General features: G+C 67.4%; 15 protein-coding genes. 5 read left to right on the top strand and 10 right to left on the bottom strand.

All coding sequences use genetic code 11. The annotated features are described in order from the left end of the window. The first annotated feature begins 519 nt into the window (after nt 1-519). From aceA to AB0H42_RS06510, 5 genes are all read left to right on the top strand, one after another. Nucleotides 520-1,809, top strand: coding sequence for an isocitrate lyase (gene aceA / locus AB0H42_RS06490; RefSeq protein ID WP_357050742.1), 1,290 nt, complete (start codon nt 520-522; stop codon nt 1,807-1,809). Nucleotides 1,810-2,433: 624 nt separating this feature from the next. After that, entirely contained in the window at nt 2,434-3,303 is an 870-nt protein-coding gene (locus tag AB0H42_RS06495; RefSeq protein ID WP_357050745.1) for a 3-hydroxybutyryl-CoA dehydrogenase, read from the top strand. A 102-nt stretch (nt 3,304-3,405) separates the two neighbouring features. Beyond that, nucleotides 3,406-5,733: a 5-methyltetrahydropteroyltriglutamate--homocysteine S-methyltransferase gene (metE, locus tag AB0H42_RS06500; protein ID WP_357050748.1), complete on the top strand. Its 2,328-nt coding sequence runs from the start codon at nt 3,406-3,408 to the stop codon at nt 5,731-5,733. A gap of 497 nt (nt 5,734-6,230) precedes the next feature. Beyond that, a complete protein-coding gene (locus AB0H42_RS06505; protein ID WP_357050751.1) occupies nt 6,231-7,286 on the top strand; it encodes an NAD(P)-dependent alcohol dehydrogenase in 1,056 nt (351 codons plus the stop codon). 546 nt (nt 7,287-7,832) lie between these two features. Then, nucleotides 7,833-8,957 (top strand): trypsin-like peptidase domain-containing protein, encoded by a 1,125-nt coding sequence (locus AB0H42_RS06510; RefSeq protein WP_357050754.1) that lies wholly within the window; start codon nt 7,833-7,835, stop codon nt 8,955-8,957. Nucleotides 8,958-8,975: 18 nt separating this feature from the next. Here AB0H42_RS06510 and AB0H42_RS06515 read toward each other — a convergent pair whose 3' ends face one another. From AB0H42_RS06515 to AB0H42_RS06560, 10 genes are all read right to left on the bottom strand, one after another. Further along, entirely contained in the window at nt 8,976-9,542 is a 567-nt protein-coding gene (locus AB0H42_RS06515) for a vitamin K epoxide reductase family protein (RefSeq protein ID WP_357050757.1), read from the bottom strand. Beyond that, nucleotides 9,539-10,285, bottom strand: coding sequence for a thioredoxin domain-containing protein (locus tag AB0H42_RS06520; protein WP_357050760.1), 747 nt, complete (start codon nt 10,283-10,285; stop codon nt 9,539-9,541). Before AB0H42_RS06520 ends, AB0H42_RS06515 begins: the two co-directional genes overlap by 4 nt. A gap of 138 nt (nt 10,286-10,423) precedes the next feature. Continuing rightward, a complete protein-coding gene (locus tag AB0H42_RS06525; RefSeq protein WP_357050763.1) occupies nt 10,424-11,269 on the bottom strand; it encodes a polyphosphate kinase 2 family protein in 846 nt (281 codons plus the stop codon). A 12-nt stretch (nt 11,270-11,281) separates the two neighbouring features. After that, nucleotides 11,282-12,022: an ESX secretion-associated protein EspG gene (locus AB0H42_RS06530; RefSeq protein ID WP_357050766.1), complete on the bottom strand. Its 741-nt coding sequence runs from the start codon at nt 12,020-12,022 to the stop codon at nt 11,282-11,284. Beyond that, on the bottom strand, nt 12,019-12,594 hold the full coding sequence (locus tag AB0H42_RS06535) for a hypothetical protein (RefSeq protein ID WP_357050769.1): 576 nt from the start codon (nt 12,592-12,594) through the stop codon (nt 12,019-12,021). The genes AB0H42_RS06530 and AB0H42_RS06535 overlap by 4 nt, the downstream gene beginning before the upstream one ends. Next, on the bottom strand, nt 12,587-13,015 hold the full coding sequence (locus tag AB0H42_RS06540) for a hypothetical protein (protein WP_357050772.1): 429 nt from the start codon (nt 13,013-13,015) through the stop codon (nt 12,587-12,589). Before AB0H42_RS06540 ends, AB0H42_RS06535 begins: the two co-directional genes overlap by 8 nt. A 181-nt stretch (nt 13,016-13,196) precedes the next feature. After that, nucleotides 13,197-13,871, bottom strand: coding sequence for a methyltransferase domain-containing protein (locus AB0H42_RS06545; protein ID WP_357050775.1), 675 nt, complete (start codon nt 13,869-13,871; stop codon nt 13,197-13,199). Then, a complete protein-coding gene (locus tag AB0H42_RS06550) occupies nt 13,868-15,109 on the bottom strand; it encodes a saccharopine dehydrogenase NADP-binding domain-containing protein (protein ID WP_357050778.1) in 1,242 nt (413 codons plus the stop codon). The genes AB0H42_RS06545 and AB0H42_RS06550 overlap by 4 nt, the downstream gene beginning before the upstream one ends. A 36-nt stretch (nt 15,110-15,145) precedes the next feature. Then, nucleotides 15,146-16,549, bottom strand: coding sequence for an AarF/ABC1/UbiB kinase family protein (locus AB0H42_RS06555; RefSeq protein ID WP_357050780.1), 1,404 nt, complete (start codon nt 16,547-16,549; stop codon nt 15,146-15,148). 127 nt (nt 16,550-16,676) lie between these two features. After that, nucleotides 16,677-17,363 carry a TetR/AcrR family transcriptional regulator gene (locus AB0H42_RS06560; protein WP_081877229.1) on the bottom strand — a complete coding sequence of 229 codons (687 nt, stop codon included), beginning with the start codon at nt 17,361-17,363 and terminating at the stop codon, nt 16,677-16,679. Nucleotides 17,364-17,571: the final 208 nt, after the last annotated feature.

Below are 17,571 nucleotides of genomic sequence, written 5' to 3' on the forward strand. Positions count from 1 at the left end.
AACGGCGAGACCAAGGGGGCCGCAACCCCGCGCCGCCGCAGGCGGCGCCAAAAAACACAGCACCTTCGCGAGCAAGCCCGCCTCTTGCCTTCGCGAGCAAGCCCGCCTCTTGCCTTCGCGAGCAAGCCCGCGACGGGTCGCGTGTCACGTCTGAAGTCAGGCGACATCAGTTATGAAGGTCCTCACAAACCTTTGCGCGGGCGGGTGGGTTTGTGCCGGATGCCCGCCCTCGCAAACAGTACAAGCGTTACGCTGAAATCCCATGTCAGAGCTACTGGTGAGTAGAATGGGCGATGGTTACGCGCTGGCAACTTTCACAGGCTTAGCAAAGTTATGGCCGATCCTAGCTCAGATTCACAGAAGCAACAGGTAGACGGCATTTTGATGGTGTGCCATGGTGTGGAAGTACACCCACCGGGCATTGCAAGCCTGCAAATCGTCGTTCCAGCAGTGCGACGCGGAAACGCATCGTCGACGCGGACACGGCGGACCGACCGACCAAGGAAGTGGAGTCGCAAGATGTCGACCACCGGCACCCCGAAGACCGCCGAGGAAATCCAGCAGGATTGGGACACCAACCCGCGCTGGAAGGGCGTCACCCGCAACTACACCGCCGAGCAGGTTTCCAAGCTGCAGGGCACCGTTGTCGAAGAGCACACCCTCGCGCGGCGTGGCTCGGAGATCCTCTGGGACCTGGTGAACAGCGAGGACTACATCAACTCGCTGGGCGCCCTCACCGGCAATATGGCGGTGCAGCAGGTCCGCGCCGGGCTCAAGGCCATCTACCTGTCGGGCTGGCAGGTCGCCGGTGACGCGAACCTGTCCGGTCACACCTACCCCGACCAGAGCCTCTACCCGGCCAACTCGGTGCCCGCCGTGGTTCGCCGCATCAACAACGCGCTGCTGCGTGCCGACGAGATCGCCAAGGTCGAGGGCGATACCTCGGTCGAGAACTGGCTGGCCCCGATCGTCGCCGACGCCGAAGCCGGCTTCGGTGGCGCGCTGAACGCCTACGAGCTGCAGAAGGCCATGATCGCCGCCGGCGCCGCCGGTGTGCACTGGGAAGACCAGCTGGCCTCGGAGAAGAAATGCGGCCACCTCGGTGGCAAGGTGCTCATCCCCACCCAGCAGCACATCCGCACCCTGACCTCCGCGCGCCTGGCCGCCGACGTCGCCGGGGTGCCCTCGGTGATCATCGCCCGCACCGACGCCGAAGCCGCCACCCTCATCACCTCCGATGTGGACGAGCGCGACCGTGAGTTCCTCGACGGCACCCGCACCGCCGAAGGCTTCTTCGGAGTGAAGAACGGCATCGAGCCCTGCATCGCGCGCGCCAAGGCCTACGCTCCCTACGCCGACCTCATCTGGATGGAGACCGGCGTGCCGGACCTCGAGGTCGCGCGCAAGTTCGCCGAGTCCGTCCGCAGCGAATTCCCGGACCAGCTGCTGGCCTACAACTGCTCACCGTCCTTCAATTGGAAGGCCCACCTGGACGACGCCACCATCGCGAAGTTCCAGCGTGAGCTCGGCGCCATGGGCTTCAAGTTCCAGTTCATCACCCTGGCCGGCTTCCACTCGCTCAACTACGGCATGTTCGACCTGGCCTACGGCTACGCCCGCGAGGGTATGACCGCCTTCGTCGACCTGCAGGAGCGCGAGTTCAAGGCCGCCGCCGAGCGTGGCTTCACCGCCATCAAGCACCAGCGTGAGGTCGGTGCCGGCTACTTCGACACCATCGCCACCACCGTCGACCCCAACACCTCGACGGCGGCGCTGAAGGGCTCCACCGAAGAGGGACAGTTTCATTAGGCCGCGCTGACGCGCGGCGGGGTCGAGGCCCCCTTGGTCTCGCCGTTTCGGCCTCGAGACTCGAGCCTTCGGCTCATGCGATGTGCGGTGGGCCGTCCATAGAGGGCGACCTTTGAGCACCTTCGGCCAAGGGACGAGACGGGCCTCAACCCTTTGTAGGCCTCGTAAGACTCGGCACCAGGTGGTGGTTGCGGTGAGGATCGGTGTTCCGCGGTCCGGGTTCCGGTTGTTACCGGAACCGGCGCGGGGAACGGGTCTGCCGGCCGTCCGCGACATGGTGCCGGAAGTACGGCCCCGGCTCGGGGTCTCTGCTCCGAGCCGAACTCGGGCCCACGGGGCCGAGTCCGCCGGGACCGATCGTGGTACTCCGTCTTCCGGCGGGTATCCCGGACCCACTACCTCGGTAGGGGTGTACCGCCCCCTCGCAACAGCCCGGCGAGGGGGCTTCGGTCTCTCCGTCGAGACGGAAGCGCCGAACCCGACCGCCGCACGCGCTCACCTGCTTCCCGAGCGGTCGGCGTTGCGGACGGGGTTACGAAGGCTTCGAGCCCGCGCTGCCGGAGGCGGCGCCGATGAACACAGCCCCGCGCCGCCGAAGCGGCGCCACGAACACAGGAGTGGGACGTGAACGAGAAGATTCAGCGTGTCGGTGTCATCGGTGCCGGCCAGATGGGCGCGGGTATCGCGGAGGTGTGCGCTCGCGCGCATGTCGATGTGCTCGTGTACGAACAGACCCGGGATCTCGCCGCGGCCGGCCGGTCGCGGATTCTGCGGTCCCTGGACCGGGGTGTGAGCAGCGGCAAGATCACCGAGCGCGAGCGGGAACAGGCGGCCTGGCGGCTGCGGTTCACCTCCGACCTCGGCGATTTCGCCGACCGGCAGCTCGTGGTGGAGGCCGTCCTGGAGGACGAGAAGGTCAAGACCTCCATCTTCGCCGAACTCGACAAGGTGGTCACCGACCCCGGTGCGGTACTGGCCTCCAACACCTCCTCCATCCCGATCATGAAGATCGCGGTGGCCACCAACAACCCCGAGCGGGTCGTCGGTATGCACTTCTTCAACCCGGTGCCGGTACTGCCGCTCGTCGAACTGGTGACCACGCTCAAGACCAGTGGCGCCGTCACCGAGCGGGCCGAGAAGTTCGCGGCCGAGGTCCTCGGTAAGGAGATCGTGCGTTCCTCGGACCGCTCCGGCTTCGTGGTCAACGCGCTGCTGGTGCCGTACCTACTCTCGGCCATCCGCATGGTGGAATCCGGTTTCGCCACCAAGGAGGATGTCGACAAGGCGATGGTGCTCGGTTGCGCCCATCCCATGGGCCCGCTCGCGCTTACCGACCTGGTCGGCCTCGATACGGTGAGATCGATCGCCGACTCGATGTACGGCGAATTCAAGGAGCCGCTGTACTCGGCGCCGCCGCTGCTCATGCGCATGGTCGAGGCGGGGTTGCTGGGCAAGAAGTCCGGTGCGGGCTTCTACCAGTACAACAAGGCGTAGGCAGTCGGCGGTCACCAGATGAGCGGCGGAGTGAAGAACCGGGGTTAACAGGGCCCCGACCCGCCCTGCCGAAGGCGGGGCAAAGAGACACGGAGGTCGGCAATGGTCAACGTCGGTGAAGGGTTCGGCTCGAGTGTGCTCGGGTATCCGCGGATCGGTCCGCACCGGGAGCTCAAGCGTGCGCTCGAGGCGTACTGGCGTCGAGCCATCACCCGCGAAGAGCTGCGCGCGGTCGGACGCGATATTCAGGAGCAGCAGTTCAACGAGCTCGCCGCCACCGGACTCACCCAGGTCCCCGGGAACACCTTTTCCTTCTACGACCATGTGCTCGACAACGCGCTGCTCTTCGGTGCGTTCCCGTCCCGTTTCGCCGAATACCGCGCCGATCTGGACCCACTGGATTTCTATTTCCTGATGGCGCGCGGCCGGCCCGATCTACCGCCGCTGGAATTGGTGCGTTTCTTCGGTACCAACTACCACTACCGGCAGCCGGAGCTGGATGCCGATACGGAATTCTCCCTGCACGCCGAGGCGCTGCTGGACGAATGGGACCGGGCGATGGCGGTGGGCATCGAGCAGCGGCCGGTGGTGCTGGGACCGGTGTCGCTGCTGCTGCTGTCCAAGGCGGGCAGTGTGCCCGGTGAATCGGCCGGGTTCGACACCATCGATCTGCTGGATCGGCTGCTCCCGGTCTACGAGCAGTTGTTCGAGATCCTGGCGCGGCGCGGCGCAACCTGTGTGCAGCTGGACGAACCCTGTTTCACCGCCGAACGTTCGGCCGCCGAACTCGCTGCTTTCGCCCGTGTCTACGACCGGCTGTCCAAGGCGCCGCTGCGGCCGCGCATCCTGGTCACCGGACAGTACGGCGATTTCGGGGAGGCGCTGCGCATTCTCGCCGGTACCGGGGTGGAGGCGATCGGCCTCGATCTGGCGTCCTACCGGGTCCGGCCCGAAGACCTGGCGCAGATCCCGGGCATCCGCCGCAAACGGCTCTACGCGGGTGTCATCAGTGGCACGAATGTGTGGCGGGCCGACCGCTATGTCACCCTGGAATACCTGAACGAACTTGCCAAGGTGTGCCCGGACCTGGTGGTCTCCACCGGGACCACGCTGCTGCACGTGCCCTACGACGTGCTCGCCGAATACGATATCGACGGGAATGTGGCCGATCGGCTCGCTTTCGCGAAACAGAAAGTCGGCGAGGTCGTCGCACTGGCCAAAGCGCTCACCGAGGGTCCCTCGGACAAATGGCGTAAACGCCCCGGCGAAGTGCATTTCAAACAGAAACACGCGGTGCGCCAGCGGGTCTACGCGATCACCCCGCAGATGCGCGAACGCGCACCCTACGCCGAGCGCCGGGCCGCGCAACAGGACAAATTGCAGCTGCCGCCGGTGCCCGCCACCACGCTGGGGTCGTATCCGCAGAGCGTCGAAGCCCGGCAGGCCCGCCACCAGCTGGGTGAGGGCCGGTTGTCCTACGACGAATACCGCAAGAAGATCGAGGCGGAGATCGCCGCCACCATCGCGTTGCAGGAAGATATCGGTCTCGATGTGCTGGTGCACGGCGAGCACGAGCGCAACGACATGATCCAGTATTTCGCCGAATTGCTGGATGGTTTCGCCACCACGCATTTCGGCTGGGTGCAGGTGTACGGATCGCGCTGTGTGCGTCCGCCGATCATCTACGGCGACGTGTCGCGGCCGGCTCCGATGTCGGTGGAGTGGATCACCTATGCCCAATCGCTGACCGACAAACCGGTGAAGGGCATGGTCACCGGGCCCATCACCATGGTGGCGCGTTCGTTCGTCCGGCAGGACCAGCCGCTCTACGAGACAGCCGACCAGGTGGCGCTGGCGATCCGCGACGAAGTCGTGGACCTGGAACGCGCCGGTATCGGCATCATCCAGGTCGACGAGCCGGCGCTGCGGGAGCTGTGGCCGGCCCGGCCCGAAGGCCGCGCCGAATACCTGCGCTGGGCGATCGGGGCCTTCCGGCTCGCGACGTCCGGTGTGGCACCCAGTACCCAGATCCACACCCATATCCCCTACTCGGGCCGCACCGAGATCGTCCGAGCCATCGAACAGCTCGACGCCGACGTCACCGCGATCGTCGCCACCCGGTCCATCGAGTGGGTGCTGAAAGCGCTGGAGGAGGACTACGCCTCCGGCCACGGACTCAGTCACGGGGTCGGTCCGGGCGTGTACGAGAGCCGTTCGGCCCGGATCCCGGATATCGACGAACTGGACGAGCTGCTCACCGCGGCTGCCGCGGCGGTCGGCCCGGACCGGCTCTGGGCGAACCCGGACGGCGGCCTCAAGACCCGCCACCACTGGCAGCTCGATCCCGCCCTCCGCAATATGGTCGCCGCCGCCCGCCGCGTCCGCCGTCGCCTGGAAGCCGAACAGGACCTCGATCCCGCCCCGGAGTAAGCGCAGAACTCTGTGCATCCCTCGGGAACGGGGCCGCATACCTCGCCTCATGTCCTCCGCACGGTCTCCAAGACAACCGGCAGCGGGTGGATAACGAGTGGCCTACTTCTGCCGCGTCCGCACCCGAACTCCACCTGCGGAAGCGATCATCGAATGCCGGCGCAACCGTATGCATCGGACCTGGACATCGAATGTCGACGCAACCCGCATGCGTCGAGTTTTACGAGACACCTCCAAGGGTTGAGGCCCGTCTCGCCCCTTGGCCGAAGGTGCTCAAAGGACGCCCTCTATGGACGGCCCACCGCACATCGCATGAGCCGAAGGCTCGAGTCTCGAGGCCGAAACGGCGAGACCAAGGGGGCCTCAACCCCGCGCCGCCGCAGGCGCCGCCAAAAAACACAGCACCTTCACGAGCAGGCCTAGACCCTGCCTTCGCGGCCGGCGCCGAAAATCACACTGCCTTGGCAAATCCGGTATGCGCCGGTAGGCATGGACGCATGAGTACTGCTGTGGCCGCCTATGCGATGGCCAACCCCGACGCCGCGTTCGAGAAGGTCACCATCGAGCGCCGGGAGCTCGGGCCCGATGATGTCCTGATCGATATCGCGTATGCCGGGATCTGCCATTCCGATATCCACACCGCCCGTAACGAGTGGGGTGGTGCGGCCTATCCATGTGTGCCGGGGCACGAGATCGCGGGGACCGTCGCTGCTGTGGGGTCGGCGGTGAGCCGCCACCGGGTGGGCGACCGGGTGGGTGTCGGCTGCATGGTGGACTCCTGCGGAGTGTGCGAGCCGTGTCTGGTGGGCGAGGAGCAGTTCTGTACCCGCGGCGCGGTGATGACCTACAACTCCCGGGTGCCGGAGGAGGTGCAGCCGGGCGGGCACACCATGGGTGGATACGCCACCCGGATCGTGGTAACCGAGAACTTCGTGGTCGCCATCCCGGAGGGAATCGATCTGTCGGTGGCCGCGCCGCTGTTGTGCGCCGGAATCACCCTGTATTCGCCTTTACGACAATGGGGTGCGGGACCCGGGAAAAAGGTCGCGATCATCGGAATGGGCGGGCTCGGCCATATCGGTGTGAAAATCGCTGCCGCGCTGGGCGCCGAGGTGACGGTGCTCAGCCATTCGCTGAGCAAACAGGACGACGGAAAGCGATTCGGCGCGCACCACTACTACGCCACCAGCGATGCCCAGGTGTTCCGGGAGTTGCGCAGCAGCTTCGATCTCGTCATCAACACCGTATCCGCGGATCTGCCGATCAACGACTACATGAAGTTGCTGCGGCTGGACGGGACGCTGGTCGTGCTGGGGTTGCCGGAAGCCCCGCTCCAGGTCCAGGCCCGGGTGCTGGCCGGACGGCGGCGTTCGCTCTCGGGTTCGATGATCGGCGGTATCGAGCAAACACAGGAGATGTTGAATTTCTGCGCCGAGCACGGAATCGGTGCGGAAATCGAGTTGATTTCCGCGGACGAGATCGACAGCGCGTACGAGCGGGTGGTGGCCAGTGATGTGCGGTATCGGTTCGTCATCGATACCGCGACCATCTGAGTGTTTCCGTCGGCGGGAGCCGGCGGATTCCGGGTCCGCGAAGTCGATTCGATCGGTCGCCGTCGAATAATCGGTCACCGTCGAACAAAGGGATCCGGCTCGTACCCGCCGATTATCCACACTGTGGAGAAGGCTGTGGAAAACCGAGCTCCGCGGTGTGGATGAAGGCCGAGCGGCTGTGGATGGATTTCCTGGTGACGAGGCCCGGGATACGGAATTCTATTGATTCGGTTTCCGCCGGATAACGAACGGGTCGTATTTCCGATCGCGCCGGTCGGCCGGTTCGCGCGGGCAGACGCCGACATCCGGGGCGGTTTTCGCCCGGACGGTGTAAAAGGCCGCCGCGGGGATGTGACACGGATGTGACCCAGACGGGCCGGTGGTAACGAATCAACAGGTATCCGGGTCGGTGTTTCCCAGGCCCGCGCCGGCCTGTGGATAACTGGGGATGCCTGTGGATAACTTGCGGCAAGGGGAAGAAACTCGACTGTCGCGCGTTGATCCGGGCGACAATGGTCGTGATCGGCTGCGGCAGCGGGAGGCTCCTTGGACAACCAGTGGCAGAGCGCCGGCTCCCGCGGGCCCACCGGCGGGGGCCGCGTGCTCGTTACCGTCTTCGCCGCGGTGCTGGCCCTCGGGGCCCTCTTCGGCTACCGGGGCGAACTACCCGGGCCGGCGCAGCCCGGCCGCAGTGTCGTCGCCACACCCGTCCGACTCGCGCCGCGGCCCCCGCTGAACGCGAGCGAGGTGACACGCGGTATCTCCCCGGTACTGGTCAATATCACCGCTGCCGCCCGTCCGTTCGGCGCCGCGGCGGCCGGGTCCGGAATAGTCCTCACCGGAGAAGGACAGGTGCTCACCAGCCACCATGTCGTGAAGGGCGCGAAGACGGTCCGGGTCAGCCGCGTCTCCGACGGTGCCGTGTACACCGCCGAGGTACTCGGCTACGACGCCCACGCCGATATCGCCCTGCTCTCCCTTGCGGGGGCGCGCGGGCTGGCCGCCGCGCGAATCGGCAGTTCGGCCGGGCTGCGGGTACGGGACGAGGTCCTGGCCATCGGTAATGCCGGCGGCAGCGGTACGGCCACCGCGGTCACCGGGGAGATCAGCGATCTGGACAGCACGATCATGGCCCTGAACCAGCAGGACCTGTCCCGGCAGGCACTGACCGGAATGCTGGAGATCGAGGCGGCGGTCAGCGCGGGCCAGTCCGGTGGGGCGGTGACCGATTCCACCGGCGCGGTAGTCGGGGTGATCGCCGCGGCCTCCGGCAATCGGGACCCACCACCCGGCTCGGCCGAGGACCCACCCAACGGTTACGCGGTGCCCATCGACGCCGCCATGCGGATCGTGCGGCAGATCCGGTCCGGCACGCCCACCGACTCCGTGCACATCGGTCCCACCGCCACCCTGGGGGTACTGATCTCCGACGCGCGACCGCACGGCGCCCGTGTCGATATGGCGATCCACGGTCTGCCCGCGCAGGTGGCGGGCCTGGTGGCCGGGGAGATCATCATCTCGCTGGACGGTCACGCCATCACGAGTGCGCGCGCCCTGCGCGCGGCGATCGACACCCGCAAACCGGCCGAAACGGTGCGGCTGGGCGTGCGGGCACCCGACGGCAGCGAACGTTTCGTGGCGGTGCGGCTCGTCGCCGGCACACCGGGTTAGGCGAGCCGGCGACGCCGATCAGAACAGCGACAGCCAGTAGTCCTGGAAGCGCAGGAACACCAGCACCAGCACCACGGCGTAGAAGACCGCGACGAAGGTCCAGCGCCATTCCGCGACCACCCGCAGCGGACCCCGGTCGTTACCCCACAGCTGTTCGGTGAGTACGGCGAGCAGCGGCGTGATGATGGCCCACACCACCATGCAGTAGGGGCACAGCGCATTGATGCGGTACAGGCTCTGGAAGATCAGCCAGCAGATGAACAGTGTTCCGGCGACCGTCCCCAGCCACAGACCGGTCCAGATCCAGCGGGGCAGCACCACTCCCGCGACCGAGAGCACACCGAGCGTCACCACCACCGAGAACCCGGCCAGTCCGATGATCGGGTTCGGGAAGCCCAGGACCGCCGCCTGATCGGTGGCCATCACCGAACCGCAGGACAGCACCGGGTTCAAGCTGCACGAGGGGATGTAGCCGGGTTCGCTGAGCAGTTTGAAGTCTTCGACCAGCAGGACGAATGCGGCGATCCAGCCGGCCAGACCGCACAGCAGCAGTGTCCAGGCGGCAGGCGGCGAAGTCCGGGTCACCGGCCCGCAGCCGCCTGGATCGCGGCGGTCAGCGGCGCGGTGTCGAAGCCCGTCCCGTCCTGCTTCAGGGCCAGGTCGACCTTCTCACCGTCGACCAAAACAGTCGGAGTGGCGTTGATGCCCTCGTCCAACGATTCCTGGGATTTCGCGCCGACGAAGCCGTCGTATTTGCGGTCGGTGATGCAGTCGGCGATGGTGGGGTCGGTATAGCCCGCCTGCTGCGCGATGGCGATGAGCTGCTCGTCGGTCAGGCCGGCGCCGCCCTCGGGCGGCTGCTGCCGGAACATCAGCGTCAGCCAATCCTGGTATTTGTCGGTACCGGTATCGGCGACACAGTAGGAGGCGTTCGCGGCCCGGGTGGAGTATTCGGTGCTGGACATCTTGTCCAGGTAAGCCACGATGTTGTACTCGATCGCGGCGGTGCCGTCGGCGACCGATGTGCTCAGCAGTTCGGCGTGGTCGGCCTCGAACTGTTTGCAGACCGGGCACTGCATATCCGGGACGATCCGCACGGTCGCCTTCGCGTCGGGCTGCCCCACCCGGATGGCGCCGTTCTCGGTTGCCACCGCCGGGACGGCGCCCACATCGTCGGAACCGGAGTTGCGCACGGCCAGGCCGATACCGATCGCGGCGACCAGCGCGACCAGTACGGCGGCCACGCCGACCTGTATCGCGATCTTGCGGTTGCGGTCCGCGCGCGCACCCGCCGCCAGCGGATTCGGCCGCCCGGGGTTTTTGCTCACCGTGCGTTCACCACGCCTTTCCTCGCCTCGCCTGCCCCGACCACGCGTAGGTTCGCCGGGGGGCGCCGGGCCGCCCGGCGCACCGCCCATCATTGTCCGGCTTGCTGAGAGTTTCCATAACTCACCGGTCCGCGCCGGTCAGGCTGTGTCGAGCCGGCGCAGTTCGGCAGCCGGGTCGAAATTCGCCGGCGGCCAGCTCAGGTCCAGTTTCTGAAACGCCTCGATCAGCAGTTCGGTGACGGCCAGGCGGGAGAACCACTTCGCGTCGGCGGGCAGCACGTACCAGGGCGCGTAATCGGTGGAGGTGCGGTCCAGCACATCCTGATAGGCCTGCTGGTAGGCGGGCCAATAGGCGCGCTCGTCGATATCGCCGGGACTGAACTTCCAATACTTGTCCGGTCGTTCCAGCCGCTCCCGCAGCCTTTTCTTCTGTTCGTCGAGCGAAACGAACATCGCGACCTTCACCAGTGTCGTTCCCGCTTCGGTCAGCTCCCGTTCGAAATCGTTGATCTCGGTGAAGCGCTGCTGCCAGACCGCTTCGGGTACGAGCTCGTGCACCCGGGCGACCAGGACATCTTCGTAATGTGAGCGATCGAACACCCCGAGTTGGCCGCCCCGGGGCAGGGCTTTGCGGATCCGCCACAGGAAGTGGTGCCGCTTCTCTTCCTCGGTCGGCACACCGAATGCGGCGTGATCGACGCCCTGCGGGTCCACCGAGCCGACGACATGGCGCACGATTCCACCCTTGCCGGCGGTATCCATACCCTGCAGGACCAACAGCACGCTGCGATTGTCACCGGAGCGGCCGTTGGCGTAGAGCTTCTCCTGCAAACCGGCCAGTACCTCGCCGCGTTCGGCCAGCAGCGCTTCGCCGTCCTTCTTGCGACCGCGGAACCCGGGCCGGGCGGAGGTATCGATATCGGCGATACGCAGGCCGTCGGCGCGCAGGGCCCGGCTCGCGGGGGTTTTCCATAGCTCGGACATCGGACAGACCTATCACAGTCCGGGAGTGCTGCCGCGGATGCGGGCCAGGCTCTGCAGGTTGTCGGCGAACTCGGCATCGCTGACCGGTGCGAGGGTCAGTACATCGGCGGTGGTGAGCAGATAGCGGCCGTCGTCACGGATATCGAGCCAGCTGCGGTGCAGCGTGGGTGGTGACATGGGCTCGTCCGGCGCGACCGTGACGGTGATGAAACCGCGGGCGTCGACGGGTTCGCGCAGCGCCGCACGAAAGCGGGCGGCATCTCCGTCTCCGTCGCAGGTGGACAGGGGGGCGTCGGTGAGTACCGCGTCCTGGGGCTGGTGGAACGGGCCGTGGGTGCCGGGCCGGGCGGAACCGATCAGCTGGACCAGCCGGCCCCCGAGGTCCCGGGCATGGCACATGTGAACGGTGACCTTCGTGGCGGTGGCGTGCAGGACGGCGGCATGATGATCGATAACGGCGGCGAAGCCGAGGATCTGCTCGGTATGCGGCTGGTCGCCGTTGCGGATGAGCGCCGGGCGCTCTCCGGAAATCGTGACTGCGGTGGCGTCCGGGCGGGCGCAGAGCATGAGCGCGGCTGCCAGATCCGGGTCGGCCTGTCTGGCGAACCGCTGTGGTAATCGCAGCGCATCCAGTTCGGATGCGGTGCGCACGGCGCTGGCCGGGGCCAGGTTCACCGGGTAGGGCCGGCGGTCCAGGCTTGTCTCATTGGCCCAGACGTAACTGAACTCGTCCGGGGTCAGGATCCACTTCACCGGCGCGGGCTCCCGCCGCCGGTGCCGGTGGATGTGCCGGGGAACCGGGGTACCCGGTCGCCGGAAGCCGGGAGGGTGGGGTTGTAGATGCTGTTCATCGCGTCCTGCGCATCGGCGGCGGCCGCGGCGGCGGCGATATCGTGGTCCATCCGGCGGCGGCCACCGTGTACGGCCTCGGCCGCCGGATCGTCGAGCGGCCGATAGGGTTGCGGCGGGGCCAGCGCGGACCGCAATGTCTGTGCCGCTTCGGTATTGCCCTCCATCAGGCGCTGAAGTGCGCGGCACGCCTCATGGGTTTCGTCACCGCGGGCGAGGAACTCCCGTGTCGCCTGCCGGGCCGCGTTCGCCGAATGCCCCGACCAGCGCTCGAATTCGCGACGGGTGGTGTCGGTGAACACGGCGAAGGCCTCCGCCACGGCGTCCGCGTTCGACTGCCACGCCGCGGCGGCGGCGGCGAGCGCACCGGGATCGAGGACCGCGTGCACGCGGTCCCAGATCTCCTGATGGGTGAAACTGCCGAAAGATTCGCGTTCGGGCGCGTAGGGCGGATCGGTGCCGGCAGGTTCAGCCATGGCCGTCCTCGTCGTGGCGGTCGGGGCCGAGGCCGGGATGTGCCGCCACCACGGCGAGGGCGGCGCGGTGGGCGAGATCGGCCTCGGCGAGCCGGCCGCCGGCGGCGAGATAGGCGGCTTTGAAGCAGAGTGCCGTCTCCTGGAGCGCGGTGAGGGTTTCCAAGTACTGCACCGCCTTACCACGGAAGCCCGCGGCGAGGGCGTGCCCGGTGGGCAGATCGGGAAAACCGGCGGTGCCGTGGTTTTCGGCGATGCGGTGGCCGCCGTCCCGCGCCGCTTCGAGATCTGCGACCAGGGTGTCGCAGGCCTGGGCCAGGCGCAGCGCGACGTCCTCGGCGAGGGTGAAGGAGTTTTCGCCCCCGGCCGTGGCCGCTGTGTAGAGCTGCCGCGCCGCGCTCTGCCCCACCTCCGGTACCGACATCTGGAATCCCCCTTCCGGCCCGTGGGTACGCCAGGTGACTCTACCGACGAGTAGCCGCGTACGCGGGGGAAAACCCGCCGGTCATAGCGATTCGGCTGTGAATTGGCGCACGCGTGACAGGCCGCGGGCAGCAGTGTATCGAGGGGTGGCAACGGGTCGAGCATTTCTCGCGCGGAATCCGTCAGACGCCGGACGACGCCGGTCGGCCGGCGTCGTTCCCCACAGCGGCCGGGCGGGTGGCGGTCACGTACTGGAAGAAGCGGTGGACCGATTGGTCGATATCGACCAACCCGGCCGTCGCGAACAGCTCCGGGAAGGTCCGGCCGCCGAACATGCGCAGTCCGCTCACTCCCGCGGTGAGCCGGGTCAATTCGCCGACCGGGTTGTCCGGGCGATGGCTGGTGGTGACGGCGATCCGGCCGCCGGGCGCCAGCACGCGGATCATCTCCCGCGCCGCGACCAGCGGGTCGGGGATGAGGTACAACGCGCCGAAACAGCAGACCGCGTCGAAGGTCTCGTCGGCGAACGGCAGATAGCGCGCATCGCCGCGTACGTATCCGGCGCGCGGCCCGGCATTGTCGGCGCGGGCGCGCGCCAGCATGGGCGGCGAATAGTCGATCCCCGTGACATACCCGTCGGCCGGTACGTGCTCGCTCAGGAAATGGGTGAAATTACCGGGCCCGCACGCGATATCCAGGACGCGTCGCGACCTGTCGAGGTGCAGCGACTCCACCGCGAACCGGCGATCGGCGGCGGTGGTGCGGCCGGTGGCCAGATAGAACACCGTGGGCCGCCAGACCCTTTCGTACACCGCCGCCAGCGCCGGGGCGTTCATGGTGCGCCGAGCGAGGTTCATCCCAGCTGCTCGACATCGATCGTCATCCCGGCCGCGCGCAACCGTGCGGTCAGCGCGTCGCCCATGGCCGCGGCGGGCGTCAGCACACCGGCGAGCCCGGGCTTGTCGTCGAAGGCCAGTGCGAGGCCGCTCTCGCCGAGCATGACCGCCGTCGCCTTGTATCCGGGGTCACCGAGACCGGCGAAATCGGCGCGATACCGGGCACCGGAAGAGGTGCGGGTGTAGGTGCGCATGCGGAACCAGCCGCTCTCCCGGGTGGCCTCGCTCGGGCCGGTGCCCGGCGCGGGCAGCACCCGGTCGAGCACCGCGCGACCGGCGCCGAACCGGGACAGCAGACCGCCGACCGCCATCCCGGCGACGACACCGCCGGAGATACCCGCCGCGATCACCGGCGCCAGGGCCGAGTTCCCGGCGCCCATGGTCTCGCGGTAGCGGAAGTTCTTGCCGTACACCCAGCCGAGCAGGCCGTTGCTCCGGCGGACGATCTTGGTGTTGTGCGAGGCCATGACGAAGGTGCCGACCCAGCCGTCCAGACTCGGGTCGATTTCGCGTCCCCGCTGCAGGGTGAGGTCGGACTGGCGGCCCACCTCGGGATCCATGGATCTGTCGGGGCTCAGTGAATAGGGATGGCCGAGTATCGCGCCCTTCGATCTGTCCGCCGCGACCGCCTCCATCATCGCCCGGCCGGAATCGATGGTGCCGCCGCTGACCCCGCCGCGCAGGGTCGCGACCAGGGTGGTGTCGCCGAGCTCGCCGGTATTGTCCGCGACCGACCGCCGATAGAGCTGATAGACGCTCAGATCCGAAGGGACCGAGTCGTAGCCGCACGAGTTCACGATCTTGGCGCCCGTGTGCGTGGCCTCGTCGTGGTGGGTATCGATGGCGTCGCGGATGAACAGCGGTTCACCGGTGAGGTCCGCGTAGTGGGTACCGGCCTTCGCGCAGGCCGCGACCATCGGCATCCCATAGCGCAGATACGGGCCGACCGTGGTGATGACCGCGGTCGTGCGCGCGGCGAGGGCGTCCATCGACTCCTGATCGGTGGTATCGGCCACCACCAGACCCCAGTCGGCGGCGCCGATCTCGTCGCGGACCGCGGCGAGTTTGTCCGCCGAACGTCCGGCCAGCGCGATCCGCGCCCCGGCCGGTGCCGCGCCCAGCAGGTATCCGGCGGTGAGCTTGCCGACGAAGCCGGTGGCGCCGAAGACGATCAGGTCGAATTCGCGAGTGTCGGTCATGGATAGAACCCCTTGGATATGTCCGGTGCCGCGGCGCTAACCCGTACGCCGCTTACCGCGTTTGGCCGGCCGGCGCCCGGCCAGCCACTGTCGGTGGAGGCGCCCGAGTTCGGTGACCGGCTCGTCGCCGTACAACCATTCCCGGGCGATGCGATGCCAATTGGCGGTCGCCTCGAGCTGACCCAGCATGCCGAAGGTCAGGAAATCGGCCCGCCGCGAGAACAGATGCTCCGGCGGCAGATTCTGTTGTTTCATCCCGGAGAACTCACTGGACCGCGGGTCCACTGCCAGCAGAAACGCGCCGCTGGCCAGTTCCGGGGTGATGGTGAGTTCCTGGTCCACCAGGCACCATTCCGAGGCCGAGAGCACATACTCCAGGCATTCCTCGACCCCGATCTCGTCCGCCGAATCGATGACCCCGCGCTGGATCATCAGCTCACGCAGATCCGCGCCACGGTCCTCGGCGGCCGCGCACAGACAGATCGCCTCGAACCGGACATGTTCGGGATCCATCCGGTTGAACAGTCCGAAATCGAGGAACCCGACCCGGCCGTCCGCGGCGAGCAGCACATTACCCGGGTGCGGGTCGCCGCAGAACTCGTTGAAATTGAACAGCGATCCCACATAGAAGCGATAAATGATCTCGCCGACCCGGTCACGCTCGGCCCGCGGCATCCGGCGGATGTCCTCGAACGCCGTCCCGGCCAGATACTCGGTGACCAGCACCCGTCTGGTGCTGTGGTCGAGGACCGGCCGCGGGACCACGACGAACGGGTGATCGGCGTAGAGCTGCGCGATATCGCGCTGGGTTTCGGCCTCGATGTGATAGTCGAGTTCGGCTTCCATGTTCAGCCGCAGTTCGTCGAGAACCGCCGGGGTGACCCACGGCATCGCCGACTGCAGGACCCGCCGGAACATGTTCAGATTCTTCAGATCCGCCCGGACCGCCGCATCGATGCCCGGATACTGCACCTTCACCGCTACCTGGCGGCCGTCGTGCAAGCGGGCGAGGTAGACCTGCCCGATGGAGGCCGCCGCGATGGCCTCGGGCTCGAATTCGGCGAATACCGCGTCCAGCGGCTGCCCGTAGTCCTCTTCGATCACCGCGCGCATGGCCTCGAAGGACACCGAGGGCGCGGCATTGCGCAGGACCGCGAGCCGTTTCTGGAACCGTTCCCGATGCTCCGGCGGTACCAGGTCCAGGTCGAGTACCGACATCATCTGGCCCAGTTTCATGGCCACGCCCTTCATGGTGCCCAGCACCATGACCAGCTGTTCGGTACTGCGCAGGATCGACTCCTCGGCCATCCGGGCCCGCACCGCCTCGGACCGGCCGCGCATCGAGAGCCGGGCGCGTTGTTTGCGCATCATCGAGCCGGCCGCCACCGCACCCAGCTTGCTGCCGCGGGCCAGCCGGGATGTCGGCACTTGTTTCGCCATCGAGGAACCTCCGTTGGTGCCGACGCCGCGCCTACGACGACAGAAGAACACAGCCGGTCCCTCGTCACCGCACGGCAATCAGACTAGCCAACCCGGCCGGGTTGTCGAGCCAGGCGAGTGCGCCGACTCAGACGGCCTGGTCGTCGGGGGAGACCGGGGGCAGCACATGTTCCTGTTCGGCGAACTTGGTCCGCGAACCACCCGCGCGCGCCATTCCCTCGATGGCACTCCACACCATCATCGTGAGGTAGTCGATGACCTCTTCCCGGGGCAGTGTCTTATGGGTGGTCCACCAGTGGGTCGCGAGCTGGATGCCGCCGACCAGCACATAGGACCACAGCATCACCCCTTCGGTCTCGATACCACGGGCACTGCCGCGCTCGGTGATGGCGGCCGCGACGACCTCCGCGAACAGCCTCTCGAAATCGGCCAGCGACGACGGATCGCCCGAACCGGTGCCCATGATGAACCGGTACACCTCGGGATCCTCGTCGACCGCGCCCACATATTCGGCCAGCGCCGACCGCACCAGCTGATACTCGTCGGCATCGAGGCTGATCGCGCCGTAGACGCGCGGCATCAGGGTGATCTCGATGAACCGCTGCATCGCGGCGTTGACCAGGTCGTTCTTATCGGAGAAATAGCGGTAGAGGACGGTTTTGGACACACCGATCTCGGCGGCGATCTCGTCCATGCCGGCACTCCCGCCGCGGGTGCGCACCGCGGCCAGCGTGCCGTCGACGAGCTCCTCGCGGCGGTCGATCTTGTGCTGGCGCCAGCGCCGCTTGCGCCCGTCGGTCCGCGGGGTACGCACCGGCGCCGATCGATCGGCGGATGTCCCGATATCGAGCAGGTCTTCGGTGGACAGCGTGGGGCTCCTCGGTCCGGACGGTTCACGTGCGTTCCACTCTAGGCCCCATCCCTGCCCAGATGGTTCGTTTGGTGCCTGTGCGGCAGATCCCACACCCCCCGTGCGAGGCCGGCGGGCGTACGCGGTCGGCCGCCTGCGTACGGACGGGGCC

It is taken from the genome of Nocardia sp. NPDC050799 (assembly GCF_040654015.1).
Classification (GTDB): Bacteria; Actinomycetota; Actinomycetes; order Mycobacteriales; family Mycobacteriaceae; genus Nocardia.